This window comes from Streptomyces sp. 378, from assembly GCF_030124145.1.
Taxonomy (GTDB): Bacteria; Actinomycetota; Actinomycetes; order Streptomycetales; family Streptomycetaceae; genus Streptomyces.
Window position 1 is genome coordinate 105388 of record NZ_JASKMS010000026.1, and the last position, 15720, is coordinate 121107.

Sequence of the window (15720 nt, forward strand, 5' to 3'; positions counted from 1 at the left end):
CACCCGCGCGGGTAGCGTCCGGCACATGGACAGCGCGACGGACAGCGATCACGACAGCCAGGGCGCGGGGATCACCGTGCGGCGGGCGCTGGAGCTGCCGGGGCTGCGCAGTGGGCTGCCCGAGGTGCTGGCGGGAGCCGAGCGGCTCGGGCGGACCGTGCGCTGGGTGCACGCCGGGGAGGTGCCGCACATCGCCTCCCTGCTGAAGGGCGGCGAGCTGCTGCTGACCACCGGCTACGGCCTCGGCACCCGCCCCGCCGAGCAGCGGGCGTTCGTGCGCACCCTGGCCGAGCGCGGCATCGCGGCCCTGGTCGTGGAGCTGGGTCCGCGTTTCACCCGGCTGCCCGCGGCCCTGGTCGACACGGCACGCGCGGCCGGGCTGCCGCTGGTCCAGCTGCACCGCGAGGTGCCGTTCGTCACGGTCACGGAGGAGGTCCACACCGAGATCGTCAACGGCCACTACGCCCTCCTGCAGCGGGCCGAGGAGGTGCACCGGCGGTGCACGCAGGCCGTGCTGGGGGGCGGCGGAGTGCCCCAAGTGCTCGGCATCCTGGCCGACTTCGCCGGCAACCCGGTGTTCCTGGAGACGGCGGACGGGCAGTTGCTGTACGCGGCGGGGGCCGGCCCCGAGGGCGCGGACCCGCTCCAGGTGTGGGAAGGGCTGCGGGGCCGGCACAAGGAGGAACCGCCGCCGGCGGGTTCGGTCCTGGTGGACGTGCCGGGCGGCGGGCCGGGCAGTGGCGGCGTCCGGGCACGGCTTGTGCTGCTGCCCGTGCGGTCCGCGCCGGCGCCGGTGCACCGGATGGCGGCCGAGCGGGCCGCGGGCATCCTGGCCGTGGTGCTGATGCAGGCCCGCCAGGAGGAGGAACTGGCGGCGCGTGGACGCGGCGACTTCCTCACCGACCTCGCCGAGGGCCGGATCACGGCCGAGGACGCCCCGGCGCAGGCACGCGTGCTGGGCTTCCGGCCGGGAGAGGGCCCGCTGCTGCCGGTGGTCATGCGGCTCGGGGACGCCCTGTCCTCGGGCGGGGGCTGGGCGGTGCCGGCGCGGGCGATCTCGGAGGAACTGGCGTCGCTGGGCGTGCCGGTGCTGCTGGGGGTGCGGCCGGTGGAGGGCCGGGTGCTGGTGCTGCTCGGCCTGCGCGCGGAGCCGGAGCGGGAGACGGTCGCGGACCGGGTGGCGGCGGCGCTGCGGGCGGGGGTGGGCCGGGCCGGGATGCCGCGGCCGGGCGGGCAGCCGCCCGTGGTGGTCGTGGGCCTGGCCGGGGGCTGGACGGCGGCGGCCTCGGGCCTGCGGCACGCGGCCGAGACGGCCACGGCGGCCCAGGGCCTGCCGGACCGGCCCTGGTACGACGCCCGGAGCCTCGACATCGACCTGCTGCTGTGGCGGCTGCGTGACCAGCCGGACCTGGCGGCCTTCGTCGACCGCGCTCTCGGCCCGCTCCTGGAGCACGACCGCCGCTCCCGGCCGGCGCTGCTGCCCACGCTCACGACGTATCTCGCCCACGCGGGCCGCAAGGCGGAGACGGCCCGGGAGCTGCACCTGAACCGGCAGACCCTTTACAACCGCCTGGCACGCATCGGGGAGTTGCTGGGCACGGACCTCGACGACCCGCAGACGGTCCTGGCCCTGAGCCTGGCTCTGCGGGCCCGCCGGCACGTGCCGTAGGGGCCTTCAAGGCAGCGGCCTCGGCTGGGTCAACTCGTCGTAGACGCTCAGGACCTGTGCGACCGTCTCGTCCTCAGTCGGCCAGGTGGCGGCCTGCCGGGCGCCCCTGGCAATCAGCAGTTCCCGGCGCGTCCGGTCGCCGAGCAGCCCGACGACGGCGTCGGCGAAGGCCTTCGCGTCCCCGTACGGGACGAGTTCGGCGGCGTCGCCGACCAGTTCGGGGATGCCGCCGACCTCCGTGGCGACGAGCGGCACGCGCGCGTGGAGGGCCTCCTGGGCGAGGACGGAGCGGGCCTCCCAGCGGCTCGGCAGCAGGGCGAGGTCGGCGGCGGCGAGCAGGTCCGTGATGTCGTCGCGCCGCCCGATGAGCCGGACCGGCAGTCCCTCCTCCTCGATCCGTGCCTGGAGTTCACCACGCAGCGGCCCCTCCCCGGCGATCACGACCAGGGGCAGGGGGTCGAGCCGGCGCCAGGCGCGCGCGGCGTCCAGCAGTACGTCGTATCCGCGGTGCTGGTCCAGGGAGCCGACGGCCATCAGCAGCGGCCGTCCGATGGCGCCCAGTTCGGCGCGCGCCTTGGGCCGCCGCCGATCGGGGTCGTCGGGCTCCGGGGGCCTGCGGGAGCCGGGCAGCGCGACGGCCGCGAGCCGGGCGTCCCGCGCGCCGGTGAGCCGGGCCCGGTCCACGAGCGCCGAGGTCGTGCCCAGCACCACGGTGGACGCCTTCACGACCCTCCGCTCGAGCACCCGCAGCAGGTGGGCCCGCGCACCGTCGACGTGCGCCCGGTCGTGCCACGTCACGACCAGCGGCGTGCGTACGCGCCGCCCGCTGAGGGCGAGCACGGTACGGAAGGAGGCGTGCAGCCCGTGCGCGTGCACCAGATCGGCGTGGGCGCAGGCCGCCCGCAGGGCCGCCACCGACACCGGGTCGCTGCTGCGCGGCACATGCACGTGGTCGGCGCCGACTCCACCGAAGTCATAGGCGCGGTCCGCCTCATAGGGGGCGCACACCGTGACTTTCACGCCCCGCGCGACGAGCCCCGCGGCCAGCGAGCGCACATGCGCACTGCTGGCGGCGTTGCCTCCGCCCAGCACCTGCACGGTGCGCAGCGGCAACTGGCCATGCGGTGCGTGGCTGCTCACGGGGGTCACGTGGCCGGGCTCCTGGTTCGGGTCGGGCGGTCACGACGCGGTTTCGCACGCGTACTCCGCCAAGGATGCCAGGACAGACGGGGGTTCCGGGAACGCCGGAACGCCGGCGGCCGGGCAGCGGGGCGCGGCACCGGGGGAATGCGCCGGGCCGAGTCACCCACACGAGTGAACTTGGGCGACCCGCCCGTTCCCTGCCGACACCCCCGCCGGTGGCGTCGCCCCGGCTAACCGTCCGCCCTTGCCGTCGCCAGCAACTCCTCCGCGTGCGCCCGGGCCGTCTCCGAGTCCTCCTGGCCGGCGAGCATGCGGGACAGTTCGCGGACCCGCTCCTCCCCTTCCAGGACCTTGACGCCGGAGCGGGTCACGGACCCGTCGTTGGTCTTCTCGACCAGCAGCTGCCGGTCGGCGAAGGCGGCCACCTGCGGCAGATGCGTCACCACCACGACCTGTGCGGTCTTCGCCAGCCGCGCGAGCCGCCGGCCGATCTCGACCGCCGCCTTGCCACCGACTCCGGCGTCGACCTCGTCGAAGAGGTAGGTGGGCACGGGATCCGTCCCGGCGAACACGACCTCCACGGCCAGCATCACCCGCGACAGCTCACCGCCGGACGCGCCCTTGGCGATCGGCCGGGGCGGCGCGCCCGGGTGCGGGGCCAGCAGCAGCTCGACCTCGTCGGCGCCCGCGGGCCCGTAGGCGACCGGACGCCCGCCGACCTCGACGCCCTCCGGGTCCTCGGTCTGCCGGATGTCGAAGGACACGCGCGCGTGCGGCATGGCGAGCGAGGCCAGCTCGGCGGTCACGGCGGCGGCGAACCGCTCGGCGGCCTCCGCCCGGGCGTCGGTCAAGGCTTGTGCCAGACCGCCCAGTTCGGACCGCAGCGCGTCCCGCTCGGCGGTCAGCTCCCCGATCCGCTCGTCGTCACCGTCGAGTTCGGTCAGCCGGGCGGCACTCTGCTCGGCCCAGGCCAGCACGGTGGCGATGTCCTCGCCGTACTTCCGCGTCAGTCCGGTCAGCGCGGCCCGCCGCTCCTCGACGGCCGACAGCCGCAGCGGATCGGCGTCCAGGTCGTCGGCGTATCCCGCGAGGTCGCCGGCCGCGTCGCGCAGCAGGATCCCGATCTCCCCGATGCGGTCGGCGAGCGTGGCCAGCGCCGGGTCGTGCGACCGTACGGCGTCCAGGGCCCGCTGGGCGCCCGCGACGAGCGTCCCGGCGTCGACGCCCTCCGGGTCCTCGGGGTTGCCCGCGAGGGCGGCGTGCGCGGCCGCGGCGGCGGACGCCAGCGCCTCGGCGTGCCCCAGCCGCTCGGCCTCCTCGGCCAGCTCCACGTCCTCACCCGCACGGGGTTCCACGGCGGCGATCTCGTCGAGCCCGAAACGCAGCAGATCGGCCTCCTGGGCCCGCTCGCGCGCCCGGGTGGTGATCTCGTCGAGCTCGGTGGAGACGGCCCGCAGCCGCTTGTACGCCTCGCCGTACTTGGCCAGCGGCCCGGCGACCGCGTCGCCCGCGTACCGGTCGAGCGCCTGCCGCTGCCGGGACAGCTTGAGCAGCCCCTGCTGGTCGGTCTGCCCGTGCACGGCCACCAGCTCGTCGGCGAGTTCGGCCAGCACGCCCACGGGCACGCTGCGTCCGCCCAGGTGCGCCCGTGAGCGCCCCTCGGCGGAAACGGTACGGCTGATCAGCAGGGCCCCGTCGTCGAGCTCGGCCCCGGCCTCCTCGGCACGCACCGCGGCCGCGGCGTCCCGGGGGACGGTGATCCGCCCCTCCACGACCGCCTTGCCGGCCCCGATCCGCACGAGCGCAGGGTCGGCCCGCCCGCCCAGCAGCAACCCCAGGCTGGTGACCACCATGGTCTTGCCCGCACCCGTCTCACCGGTGACCGCGGTGAACCCGGGCGACAGCTCGACGACAGCATCGTCGATCACGCCCAGCGACCGTATCCGCATCTCCTCCAACACGGACACGACCTTACGAGGTCGGGACGGAGAAGTGCGACCTCCCCACCCCTGTCACCCACGCGAGTGGACCGGGCCCAGGGGCGCGGGGCTGTATCAATGTGCGGCTCCGCCGCGTGGGCGCGAACAACCACAATCCACCCGCACCCGCCGACGCGCCGCGACCACCCCCCTCGGCCCGCTAGTGTGCTGCGCCAGAAATCCGTCGGTAGATCTGTCTCGTCTCGGCGGTCGGATTCTCGCCGCCGACCAGGGGCGTTGACCGTCCGCAGCTCAGCGGGAACTACCTAGGAACTTCCGGCGCGGGACACTAGTGCGGAGCCCCCCGCCACCCGGAAACGGGCAGCGCGAACTTCGCCACCAGCCGGTCCGTGAACGAAGCATGGTGCAGCCGGGCCAGCCGCACCGGCACGGCTCCCCGCCGCACCTCCACCCTCGCCCCCGGCGGCAGCTCCACGGTCCGCCGCCCGTCACACCACAGCACACCCGGCGGAACGTGCGGCAGAACCTCCACAGCCAACACGGAATCCGGCGATGTCACGAGCGGCTTCGCGAACAGCGCGTGCGCGGAGATGGGCACCATCAGCAGCGCCTCGACCTCCGGCCACACCACCGGCCCGCCCGCGGAGAACGCGTACGCCGTCGACCCCGTCGGCGTCGCGCACACGATCCCGTCACAGCCGAACCCCGTCACCGGCCGCCCGTCGATCTCCAGGACGACCTCCAGCATCCGCTCGGCGGACACCTTCTGCACGGCCGCCTCGTTCAGCGCCCAGTCCGTGTGCACGATGTCCCCGTTGCGGTGCACCACGACGTCGACGGTCATCCGCTCCTCGACCTCGTACGCCTTGGTCACCACCCGGTCGACAACCTTGTCGAGGTCGTCCCGCTCGGCCTCCGCGAGGAACCCGACACGCCCGAGGTTGACGCCCAGCATCGGCACACCCGACGCCCGCGCGAACTCGGCACCGCGCAGCAGCGTGCCGTCGCCGCCCAGCACGATGAGCAGCTCACACCCGTCGAGGCACTGCGGAGTGGCCTCCTTGACCAGCTCCACCTCCGCCGGCAGCGGCAGGTCGCGCGCCTCGGCCGCCAGGACGCGCACGCCCAGCCCGGAGCGCAGCAGCCCTTTCACCACGAGCTCGGCACTGCGCACGGCGGCGGGCCGCCCCGTGTGGGCGAGCAGGAAAACAGTACGAGCTCGGTTCTCGGTCAACGCGGCCCCTCCGCCACTGCACGGTCAACGTCGGCCGGGTCCGGTTCCGGTGCCCCGGCCCGCAGCCACAAGAAGTATTCGACATTCCCCGACGGCCCGGGCAGCGGACTGGCCGTCACACCCTTCACCCCGAGCCCCAGCCCCCAGGCCTTCTCGGCCACCCCCCGTACCGCCTCGGCGCGCAGCTCGGTGCTGCGTACCACTCCCCCGCTGCCCAGCCGCTCCTTGCCCACCTCGAACTGCGGCTTGACCATCATCACCAGGTCGGCGTCCGGTTTCACACACCGCACCAGGGCGGGCAGGACCAGCCCGAGCGGGATGAAGGACAGATCCCCCACGACAAGATCCACTGGCTCCCCATCGATCGCTTCAAGCGTCAACTCGCGTACGTTCGTACGGTCCTTGACGGTGACGCGTTCATCCTTCCGGAGGGACCACGCGAGCTGTCCGTATCCGACGTCCACGGCGACGACGTGGGCGGCGCCCGCCCGCAGCAGGACGTCGGTGAAACCGCCGGTGGACGCGCCCGCGTCGAGCGCCCTGCGCCCCTCGACGGGCAGCCCCCGCGGCCCGAAGACGGCGAGCGCCCCGGCGAGCTTGTGGCCGCCCCGGGAGACGTAGTCGGGGTCGCCGTCGTCCTGGGCCACCACGATCGCGACCGCGGTCTCCACCTGCGTGGCGGGTTTGGTCGCGACGGTCTTGCCGACGGAGACGCGTCCGGCGGCGATCAGCTGGCCGGCGTGCTCACGCGAACGCGCGAGCTTCCGGCGGACCAGCTCCGCGTCCAGACGGCGGCGTGCGACTCCTGCCACGTTCGGTTCAGCTCCTAGGTCCAGGCGGTGTCGGGGGCACCGGGGGTCCCGGGCGTACGTCGAGCGCGGTGAGCGCGTCACGCAGCCCCCGGTGTACATCCTCGTACACCTCGATGTGCCCGTCCGTGGCGAGGTGGTCGGCGTCGCCGAGCCGGTCCAGGGCCGCGTCCACAGCGGCGTCACCGGTGGGCGTGCGCGGCACGTTCAGGGGGGCCGGTGCGGCGGGGTCGTGCGCCGGCTCTTCCTCCGCCACCGGCGGGGGCTCGGGAACTGCGTCGTCCATGCCCCGACGCTACCGCGAACCGCTGCGGTACCGTCGACCGCGATGGCCACGATCGAGGAGTGCCGCAGCGCACTCGACAAACTCTCGGACAACATGCAGCGCGCCGAAGGGGACGTCCGCGACGCCGCGGCCCTGGACCGCTCGGTGAGCTGCCACATCACGGACCTCGACATCACCTTCGTCGGCCGCATGCGCGGCGGGCGGATCGACGTGCACGACACCGTGCCGGGGCCGCCACCCGGCAGGGCCGAGATCAGACTCGCCATGACCGGCGACGACCTGGTCGCCCTGGTCGGCGGCGAGCTGAACTTCGCCAAGGCCTGGGGCTCCGGCCGGGTCAGGCTGCACGCGGGGGTGCGGGACCTGTTGCAGCTCAGGAAGCTCCTGTAGCCGCGACCTTGCCGCCCGTGCCCTGAGCGCGGGTCTTGCGCGCCGCCGGCACGACCAGCGGCGTGCCCGTCTCCGGGTCGTCGATGACCTGGCAGCGCAGTCCGAAGACCTCCTCGACCAGTGCCGCCGTGACGATGTCCTTCGGGGCCCCCTCGGCGACGACCCGGCCCTCGCGCAGGGCGATGAGGTGGGTGGCGTAGCGGGCGGCGTGGTTCAGGTCGTGCAGCACTGCGACGAGCGTGCGCCCCTGCTCCTCGTGCAGCTCCGCGCACAGGTCCAGTACGTCGATCTGGTGCTGGATGTCCAGGAAGGTCGTCGGTTCGTCGAGCAGCAGCAGCGGTGTCTGCTGGGCCAGCGCCATGGCGATCCACACGCGCTGGCGCTGCCCGCCCGAGAGCTCGTCGACGTAACGGTCACCGAGTTCGGCGACACCGGTCTGCCGCATGGACTCCTGGACGACCCACTCGTCGTCCGCGGACCACTGGCGCAGGATGCCCTGGTGCGGGTAGCGGCCGCGGCCGACCAGGTCGGCGACGGTGATGCCGTCGGGCGCGACGGACGACTGGGGCAGCAGGCCGAGGGTCCGCGCGACCTTCTTCGCGGGCATCGACTGGATGACCTGCCCGTCGAGCAGCACCCGGCCCTCGCTCGGCTTGAGCATCCGCGACAGCGCCCGCAGCAGCGTCGACTTGCCGCATGCGTTGGGGCCGACGATCACCGTGAACGACTGGTCGGGTATCTCCACCGACAGCTGCTCGGCGATGACCCGCTGGTCGTAGGCGAGGGTGACCTTCTCGGTGGACAGGCGGTTCACTGGGCTCCCTTGGTTGTTCAGTCCGCTGCCGGTGCTCTTCTCCGCACCGGTGCTCATATCCGGCCCGCCCTGCGCTCGCTGACCAGCAGCCACAGCAGGTAGACCCCGCCGAGCACGCCGGTGACCACGCCCACGGGCAGTTGCTCGGAGCCGAACGCCCGCTGCGAGACCCAGTCGGCGACGACGAGCAGGGCGGCGCCCATGCACAGCGAGGGCAGCAGGTTCGGACCGGGCGAGCGGGTCAGGCGCCGGGCCAGCTGCGGCGCGGTGAGGGCGACGAAGCTGACGGGACCGGCCGCGGCGGTGGCGGAGGCGGTGAGCAGCACCGCCGCCACCATGAGCAGCAGCCGCACCCGCTCGACCCGCACCCCGAGGGCGTACGACACGTCGTCGCCCATCTCCATCATCCGCAGCCCACGCGCGTTGACGAGGACGAGCGGAACCAGCACCGCGGTCAGCGCGAGCAGTGGCCACACCTGGTCCCAGTCACGGCCGTCGAGGGAGCCGGTCATCCACACGACCGCGCGGGCCGCGTCCACGATGTCGGACTTGGTCAGCAGATAGCCGTTGACCGCCGTGACGATGGCGGAGACGCCGATGCCGACCAGGACCAGCCGGTAGCCGTGCACGCCCCGCTTCCAGGCGAGCACGTAGATGGCGAGCCCGGTCACCAGGCCGCCCACCAGCGCGCCGACGGTGACCTGGTTGGCGGTCCCCGAGGTCAGCACGATCACCACGAGCGCGCCGGCCGTCGCCCCCTGCCCGAGGCCGAGCACGTCCGGACTGCCCAGCGGGTTGCGGGAGATGGCCTGGAACAGCGCGCCGCCCAGTCCGAGCGAGGCGCCGACCAGCAGCCCGACCAGAACCCGCGGCAGCCGCAACTCGTTGACGATGAACTCCTGGCCCGGGTTGCCCTCGCCGACCAGCGTCCGCAGCACGTCGGCGGCCGGGATGGGGAAGTCGCCGGTACCGATGAGCACGACACTCGCCGCGAGCGCCGCGACGAGCAGCAGGAGCACGACGGTGACGGCCCGCACGTCCAGGCGTATCGAGAGCCCGCCGGTCCGCACGGCACGATGGGTGGTCTTCACAGCTGCGCCGTCCTCCGCCGTCGTACGAGAAAGATGAACACCGGGCCGCCGAGGATGGCGGTGACGATGCCCACCTGGAGTTCCGACGGCCGGGCGACGATCCGGCCGATGACGTCGGCGCCGAGCAGCAGCACGGGCGACAGGATCGCCGCGTACGGCAGGATCCAGCGCAGGTCGGGCCCGGTGAAGGAGCGCACGATGTGCGGCACCATCAGCCCGACGAACACGATCGGCCCGCAGGCGGCGGTCGCGGCCCCGCACAGCACGGTCGCGGCCAGCATGGACAGCGCCCGGGTGCGGTTGAGGTCGGCGCCGAGGGCCTTGGCGGTGTCGTCGCCCATGGCCATCGCGTTGAGCGGCCGGGCCAGGGCGAGCGCGAGGACCGTACCGGCCAGCAGGAACGGCAGGACCTGCGTGATGGTCGAGTCGGTCGCCGAGGCCAGCGAACCGACCGTCCAGAAGCGCATCCTGCCGAGTGCGGCCTCGTCCATGATCATCAGGGCCTGGAGGTAGCCGTACAGCGCGGCGCTGATCGCCGTACCGGCGAGGGCGAGCCGCACCGGTGTCGCGCCCCGGCTGCCGCCGAGGAACCAGACCAGCGCCCCGACCGCGGCCGCGCCGAAGAACGCGAACCAGACATAGCCGCTGAGCGAGGTGACCCCGAAGTAGGTGATGGCCGTGACGACCGCGGCGGACGCACCGGCGTTGATGCCGAGCAGTCCGGGGTCGGCCAGCGGATTGCGCGTGAGGGCCTGCAGCACCGCCCCGGCCAGGCCGAGGGCGGCACCGGCGAGCAGCCCGAGCACGGTCCGCGACACCCGCTCCGCGACGACGACGTCCCCGTAGGTCCCCGAGTCCTCGAACAAGCCGTGCCAGACCTGCCCCAGGGACAGCTCCTTCGCTCCGATCGCGATACTCGACAGCGCGACGAGCACCAGGATCCCGACGGACAGAAGCAGCCCGAAGGCTCGTACCGCCCGTCGGTTCGAGGGCGCGGGGACGGTCTCCGCGCGCTGTTCGGGGGGACTCTCGACCAACACGCAGTTAGGTTAGCCTACCCTCGCATTCAAGCAAGATTCGGCTTCCCGGCTCCGCCTCGGCACCCGGCGCGCGCACTGACAGACACTCAGACGCCCAGCCGCGCGAGCGCCTTCCCCCCGTCCAGCCCGCACACATCCTCACCGGCGGCCGTCCACGCCACGGCGCACAGCGCCCGCAGCCCGTCCAGAACCTCGCCCTCCCCGTCGAGCTCCAGCCGGTCCGCGCCGGCCCTCGCCGTCCAGCCACCACACCGGAACCCGCCCTCGCCCGCCTCGACGACGTCCGGCTGACCGCCGAGCATCCCGCGCAGATCGGCGTCCACGAACGTCGGCCGGTGCTGCGGCGGCGCGGCCAGCAGCTGCGCGCCGTCGGTGACACCGGTCAGGACGAGCAGCGAGTCGACCTCCCCGTTGAACGCGCCCTCGATGTCCGTGTCGAGCCGGTCCCCCACCACCAGCGGCCGCTTCGCGCCGGTGCGCAGAATGGTCTCCCGGTGCATCGGAGGCAGCGGCTTGCCCGCGACCTGCGGCTCGGCCCCCGTGGCGATCCGGACGACCTCCACCGCGGCCCCGTTGCCCGGCGCGATGCCACGGCCGCTCGGGATCGTCAGGTCGGTGTTGGACGCGAACCACGGCACACCGCGCGCCACGGCGTAGGAGGCCTCCGCGAACCGGCCCCACGGCAGATCCGGCCCGCCGAACCCCTGCACCACCGCCGCCGGATCGTCGTCCGCCGACTCCACGGGCACCAGCCCGCGCTCGCGCAGCGCGACCCGCAGCCCCTCACCGCCGATCACCAGCACCCGGGCGCCCCGCGGCACCTGTTCGCCGATCAGCCGCGCGACCGCCTGCGCCGAGGTGATGACGTCCTGCGCGCCGGTCGGTATCCCCAGCTCCGTCAGATGCTCGGCCACGGCGGCGGGAGTACGCAGCGCGTTGTTCGTCACATACGCCAGACGCATCCCGCCCTCCCGGGCCGCGGCCAGCGACTCGACCGCGTACGCGATCGCCTCACCTCCCGCGTACACGACACCGTCCAGATCGAGCAGCGCCGTGTCGTACGCCTCACTCAGGGCCTGCCCACTGCCCTCGGGCCTCGTCCTGGCGCTCCGGCTCATCCCGCATCGCTCCTCGTTCGACGGCTTTCCCCCGATCATCCCCCATGCCACCGACAGCCGTACGATGCCGGGATGAACTCAGCAGGTCACTCGGAGGCAACGACGCACCGAGGCCTGGAACTCACCCCGTTCCGAGGCCTTCGTTACGACCCCGACCGGGTCGGCAGCCTTGCCGCCGTCACATCTCCGCCGTACGACGTCGTGGTGCGCCCCGACGGCCTGCACCACCTCGAGGCCGCCGACCCGTACAACATCGTCCGCCTGATCCTCCCTCAGGCCGCCACCCCCAGCGCCCGCAACGAGCAGGCCGCGGACACCCTGCGCCGCTGGCTGTCCGAGGGCGTCCTGACCACCGACCCGGAACCGGGCCTCTACGTCTACGAGCAGCAGGACGGCAACGGCATGCTGCAGCGCGGCATCATCGGCGCCCTGCGCGTGTCCGACCCCGTCGAGCAGGTCGTGCTGCCGCACGAGGACGTCATGCCGCACATCGTCGCCGACCGCGCGGCCCTGATGCGGGCCACCTGCGCGAACCTCGAACCCCTCCTGCTCACCTACCGGGGCAACGGTTCGACGACCACCACGGCGGACCTGATCGAGCGCACCGCCGACCGGCCCCCGCTCCTCGCCACCACCACCGAGGACGGCTTCCGCCACCGCCTGTGGTCGGTCACCCACCCCGACGACCTGGCCGCGATCCAGAGGGACCTCGGCCGGCACCAGGCCCTCATCGCCGACGGCCACCACCGCTGGGCGACCTACCGTCGCCTCCGCACGGAGCACCCCTCCCCCAGCCCCTGGGACCACGGCCTGGTCCTGCTGGTCGACACGGCCCGCTATCCCCTCCGGGTCCGCGCCATCCACCGCCTGCTGCACGACCTGCCGGTCGGTGATGCCGTGGCCGCCCTGGAGGGCCACTTCCGGGTGCGCCGCCTCGACGTCCCGCTGGCCGAGGCCCTGAACGCCCTGGCGGACGCGGCGTGTGCCGGCAACGCATTCCTGCTGGCCGGCGACGGCGCCTTCCACCTGGTCGACCGCCCGGACCCGGACCTCCTGACCCGTACGATCCCCACCGACCGCCCCGCGGCCTGGCGCACCCTGGACGCGACGGTCCTGCACGCCACGCTCCTGGAGCACGTCTGGCGCATCTCCGAGGACTCCCCCGCCCACGTCGCCTACATCCACGACACGGCCGCCACGGTCGAGAAGGCGGAACGGGACGGCGGTACGGCCGTCCTGATGCACCCGGTCCGCGAGGAGGTCGTCCGCGACCTGGCCCGCCAGGGCGTGACGATGCCCCGCAAGTCCACGTCGTTCGGCCCCAAACCGGCCACGGGACTGGTACTGCGGGCGCTGGACCTCTGACCGGACCGACCGGACACCACAAACCGGGCACGAAAAGGGGCGGGACCCCGAGGCCTCACGGCTCGGGATCCCGCCCCTTCACCTACGGACGTCAGTCCTTGTCGTCCTCGTCCTTGTCGTCCTCGTCAACCACGATCTCGTCGTCCACGATCTCGTCGCGCTCGTGCGTGTCGCGCTCACCCTCGGCCGGCTCCGGCGAGGCGGAGGCCGGAACGACGCCGGTCTCGTGGTCCTCGTTCTCGTGGTCCTCGTTCTCGTCCTCGGCCAGGGCGTCCACGAACTCCACGCCGTCCAGCTCGGCGAGCCGGTCCGAGGCGTCGGTGCTGCCGTCCCGGTCGGCCTCGACGGCCTTGGCGAACCACTCCCGCGCCTCGTTCTCCCGCCCGGCGGCGAGCAGCGCGTCGGCGTACGCGTACCGCAGTCGCGCGGTCCACGGCTGCACGGAGTTCGCAGCCAGCTCGGGGCTCTGCAGCGTCACGATGGCCGCGTCCAACTGCCCCAGGTCCCGCCGCGCACCGGCCGTGACAAGCCGCATCTCGACCTGACCGGCCTTGTCGAGCTTGTGCACCTCGGGCGCCCCGGCCATGTCCAGCGCCTTTTCCGGCCGCCCGAGCCCACGCTCGCAGTCGGCCATGACGGGCCACAGGTCGATGTTCCCGGTCATCCGCTTGGCGGCCCGGAATTCGGCCAGCGCCTCGCCGTACTTCTGGGTGGCGTACGCGGCGAATCCGGCGGCCTCGCGAACGGCGGCGACTCGCGACGCCAGTCGCAGTGCCACCCTGGAGTAGCCGTACGCGCCCTCGGGGTCCTCATCGAGGAGTCGCGCGACCATCACCAGGTTCCTGGCGACGTCCTCCGCGAGCGTCTTGGGCAGGCTCTGCAGCTCCTGCCGTACGTCCTTGTCGATCTCGTCGCCCGTGACGTCCTCGGGGATCGGCAGCCGCTTGATGGGCTCCCTGTCCCGCTCGCGCTCCTCACCGAACCGGCCCGGGGCACGCCGGTCGTCCCGGCCACGGAAGCCGCCCCGGTCGCCGTCACGCCGATCGCCGTCGCGCCGGAAGCCGCCGCCGCGCTCACCACGGTCGTCACGCCGGGGACCGCGCCCACCGCGGTCGTCGCGGCCGTCACGGCCGTCACGGCCGTCACGGCCGTCACGGCCACGGAATCCACCGCGCTCACCGCCCCGGTCGCCGCGGTTGTCGTCCCGACGGAAGTCGCCACGGTCACTGCGGGGGCCGTCCTCACGCCGGAAGGGGGGACGCACGCCCCGGCCGGCGTCGTCGCGCCGGAAGCCACCGCCGCGCTCACCGCGGTCGTCCCCACGGCGCTCGTCACGGCGCTCGTCACGGCGCTCGTCACGGCCCCGGAAACCACCGCGGTCGTCACGACGGAAACCACGGTCGCCGTCGCGGGGGCCGCGATCACGGTCGTCACGACGGAAACCACGGTCGCCGTCGCGGGGGCCGCGATCACGGTCGTCACCGCGGAAACCGCGGTCACGACTGTCGTCGCGACGGAAACCGCCGCGGTCCCGGTCATCGCGACGGGGGAATCCGCCGCGGTCACTCTCGCGCCGCTCGCCACGCCGGTCATCACGCCTGTCGTCGCGGCGCTCGTCCCGGCGGAATGCGGGACGCTCACCGCGATTGTCACGGTCGTCACGCCGGAACGGCGGGCGCTCACCACGGTTGTCACGGTCGTCACGCCGGAACGGCGGGCGCTCACCACGGTTGTCACGGTCGTCACGCCGGAACGGCGGGCGCTCACCACGGTTGTCACGGTCGTCACGCCGGAACGGCGGGCGCTCACCACGGTTGTCACGGTCGTCACGCCGGAACGGCGGGCGCTCACCACGGTTGTCACGGTCGTCACGCCGGAACCCACCGCGATCACGGTCGTCCCTACGAGGTCCGCGGTCACGGTCGTCGCGCCGGCCGAAGCCACCGCCACGGTTGTCGTCACGCCGGAAACCACCACGGTCCCGGTCATCCCGACGCTCACCACGGTCGTCCCGGTCGTCACGCCGGAACGGCGGGCGCTCACCACGGTTGTCACGGTCGTCACGGCGGAACCCACCGCGATCACGGTCGTCCCTACGAGGTCCGCGGTCACGGTCGTCGCGCCGGCCGAAGCCACCGCCACGGTTGTCGTCACGCCGGAAACCACCACGGTCCCGGTCATCCCGACGCTCACCACGGTCGTCCCGGTCGTCACGCCGGAACGGCGGGCGCTCACCACGGTTGTCACGGTCGTCACGGCGGAACCCACCGCGATCACGGTCGTCCCTACGAGGTCCGCGGTCACGGTCGTCGCGCCGGCCGAAGCCACCGCCACGGTTGTCGTCACGCCGGAAACCACCACGCTCACCACGGTCGGGACGGTCCCCACGGTCACCACGGTCGCCTTCACGACGCACGTGGCTCCCACGGTCATTGCCGCCACGATCGTTGTCGCGGCGGAAGCCTCCACGGTCTCCGCGACCCCCGCGCTGACCGCCGCGGTCGTTCCGGTCGCTCCGGTCCCCTTCCCGTCGCCGCTGGTCGCGCTCCGGTCGGTCCTCGGGGGAGTTGGTGGACATGGTGACTCCTGTCTTAGGTACCGCAAGTCATTCTCGCGCAGCCGGGTGCCCGGCGCGCACTGCAAAAACAAAAAGGACCCTTGGTCCCAGCTGAACGCTGGGACCAAGGGTCCTTCCAAAGATTGTTCGGCGGCGTCCTACTCTCCCACAGGGTCCCCCCTGCAGTACCATCGGCGCTGTAAGGCTTAGCTTCCGGGTTCGGAATGTAACCGGGCGTTTCCCCTACGCTATAACCACCGAAAC

At 73.3% G+C, this 15720-nt stretch carries 13 protein-coding genes, 1 rRNA gene and 1 pseudogene; 3 read left to right on the forward strand and 12 right to left on the reverse strand.

Features of this window, described 5'->3' with window-relative positions; translation table 11 throughout:
• Positions 1-25 precede the first annotated feature (25 nt).
• Complete coding sequence (locus tag QNO09_RS29255) at positions 26-1669, forward strand: PucR family transcriptional regulator (RefSeq protein WP_283973258.1); 1644 nt, start codon at positions 26-28, stop codon at positions 1667-1669.
• 6 nt (positions 1670-1675) lie between these two features.
• Here the strand turns inward: QNO09_RS29255 and QNO09_RS29260 are convergent, their stop codons facing one another.
• The 5 genes from QNO09_RS29260 to QNO09_RS29280 all read right to left on the reverse strand — a co-directional run bounded on the left by QNO09_RS29260 (position 1676) and on the right by QNO09_RS29280 (position 7081).
• Positions 1676-2818 (reverse strand): glycosyltransferase family 4 protein, encoded by a 1143-nt coding sequence (locus QNO09_RS29260; protein ID WP_283973259.1) that lies wholly within the window; start codon positions 2816-2818, stop codon positions 1676-1678.
• A 224-nt stretch (positions 2819-3042) separates the two neighbouring features.
• Positions 3043-4761 (reverse strand): DNA repair protein RecN, encoded by a 1719-nt coding sequence (gene recN / locus QNO09_RS29265; protein WP_283973271.1) that lies wholly within the window; start codon positions 4759-4761, stop codon positions 3043-3045.
• A 319-nt stretch (positions 4762-5080) separates the two neighbouring features.
• Positions 5081-5986, reverse strand: a complete 906-nt coding sequence (locus QNO09_RS29270; RefSeq protein WP_283973260.1) for an NAD kinase — start codon at positions 5984-5986, stop codon at positions 5081-5083.
• Entirely contained in the window at positions 5983-6798 is an 816-nt protein-coding gene (locus QNO09_RS29275; RefSeq protein WP_283973261.1) for a TlyA family RNA methyltransferase, read from the reverse strand. Before QNO09_RS29275 ends, QNO09_RS29270 begins: the two co-directional genes overlap by 4 nt.
• Positions 6799-6805: 7 nt before the next feature.
• A complete protein-coding gene (locus QNO09_RS29280; RefSeq protein WP_283973262.1) occupies positions 6806-7081 on the reverse strand; it encodes a hypothetical protein in 276 nt (91 codons plus the stop codon).
• 42 nt (positions 7082-7123) lie between these two features.
• Here QNO09_RS29280 and QNO09_RS29285 point away from each other — a divergent pair, with 42 nt between their 5' ends.
• The gene (locus QNO09_RS29285; RefSeq protein WP_283973263.1) at positions 7124-7471 is read left to right on the forward strand and encodes a sterol-binding protein; all 348 of its coding nucleotides are present in this window, start codon (positions 7124-7126) and stop codon (positions 7469-7471) included.
• On the opposite strand, the gene QNO09_RS29290 is transcribed toward QNO09_RS29285, so the two are convergent.
• The 4 genes from QNO09_RS29290 to QNO09_RS29305 form a co-directional block, all read right to left on the reverse strand.
• Positions 7455-8342, reverse strand: a complete 888-nt coding sequence (locus tag QNO09_RS29290; RefSeq protein ID WP_283973264.1) for an ABC transporter ATP-binding protein — start codon at positions 8340-8342, stop codon at positions 7455-7457. The genes QNO09_RS29285 and QNO09_RS29290 overlap by 17 nt on opposite strands.
• Positions 8339-9376 (reverse strand): FecCD family ABC transporter permease, encoded by a 1038-nt coding sequence (locus QNO09_RS29295; RefSeq protein WP_283973265.1) that lies wholly within the window; start codon positions 9374-9376, stop codon positions 8339-8341. Before QNO09_RS29295 ends, QNO09_RS29290 begins: the two co-directional genes overlap by 4 nt.
• Complete coding sequence (locus tag QNO09_RS29300; RefSeq protein ID WP_283973266.1) at positions 9373-10416, reverse strand: FecCD family ABC transporter permease; 1044 nt, start codon at positions 10414-10416, stop codon at positions 9373-9375. The genes QNO09_RS29295 and QNO09_RS29300 overlap by 4 nt, the downstream gene beginning before the upstream one ends.
• An 86-nt stretch (positions 10417-10502) precedes the next feature.
• Positions 10503-11534: an HAD hydrolase-like protein gene (locus QNO09_RS29305; protein WP_283973267.1), complete on the reverse strand. Its 1032-nt coding sequence runs from the start codon at positions 11532-11534 to the stop codon at positions 10503-10505.
• Positions 11535-11606: 72 nt separating this feature from the next.
• On the opposite strand from QNO09_RS29305, the gene QNO09_RS29310 reads away from it, so the two are divergent.
• The gene (locus QNO09_RS29310) at positions 11607-12899 is read left to right on the forward strand and encodes a DUF1015 domain-containing protein (protein WP_283973268.1); all 1293 of its coding nucleotides are present in this window, start codon (positions 11607-11609) and stop codon (positions 12897-12899) included.
• A 91-nt stretch (positions 12900-12990) separates the two neighbouring features.
• Here QNO09_RS29310 and QNO09_RS29315 read toward each other — a convergent pair whose 3' ends face one another.
• The 3 genes and pseudogenes from QNO09_RS29315 to rrf form a co-directional block, all read right to left on the reverse strand.
• Positions 12991-13839, reverse strand: a complete 849-nt coding sequence (locus QNO09_RS29315; RefSeq protein ID WP_283973272.1) for a tetratricopeptide repeat protein — start codon at positions 13837-13839, stop codon at positions 12991-12993.
• A gap of 162 nt (positions 13840-14001) precedes the next feature.
• Positions 14002-15282: pseudogene (locus QNO09_RS40070) on the reverse strand (hypothetical protein); the annotation flags it as partial.
• Positions 15283-15601: 319 nt separating this feature from the next.
• Positions 15602-15718 (reverse strand): 5S ribosomal RNA (gene rrf / locus QNO09_RS29325).
• Positions 15719-15720 lie beyond the last annotated feature (2 nt).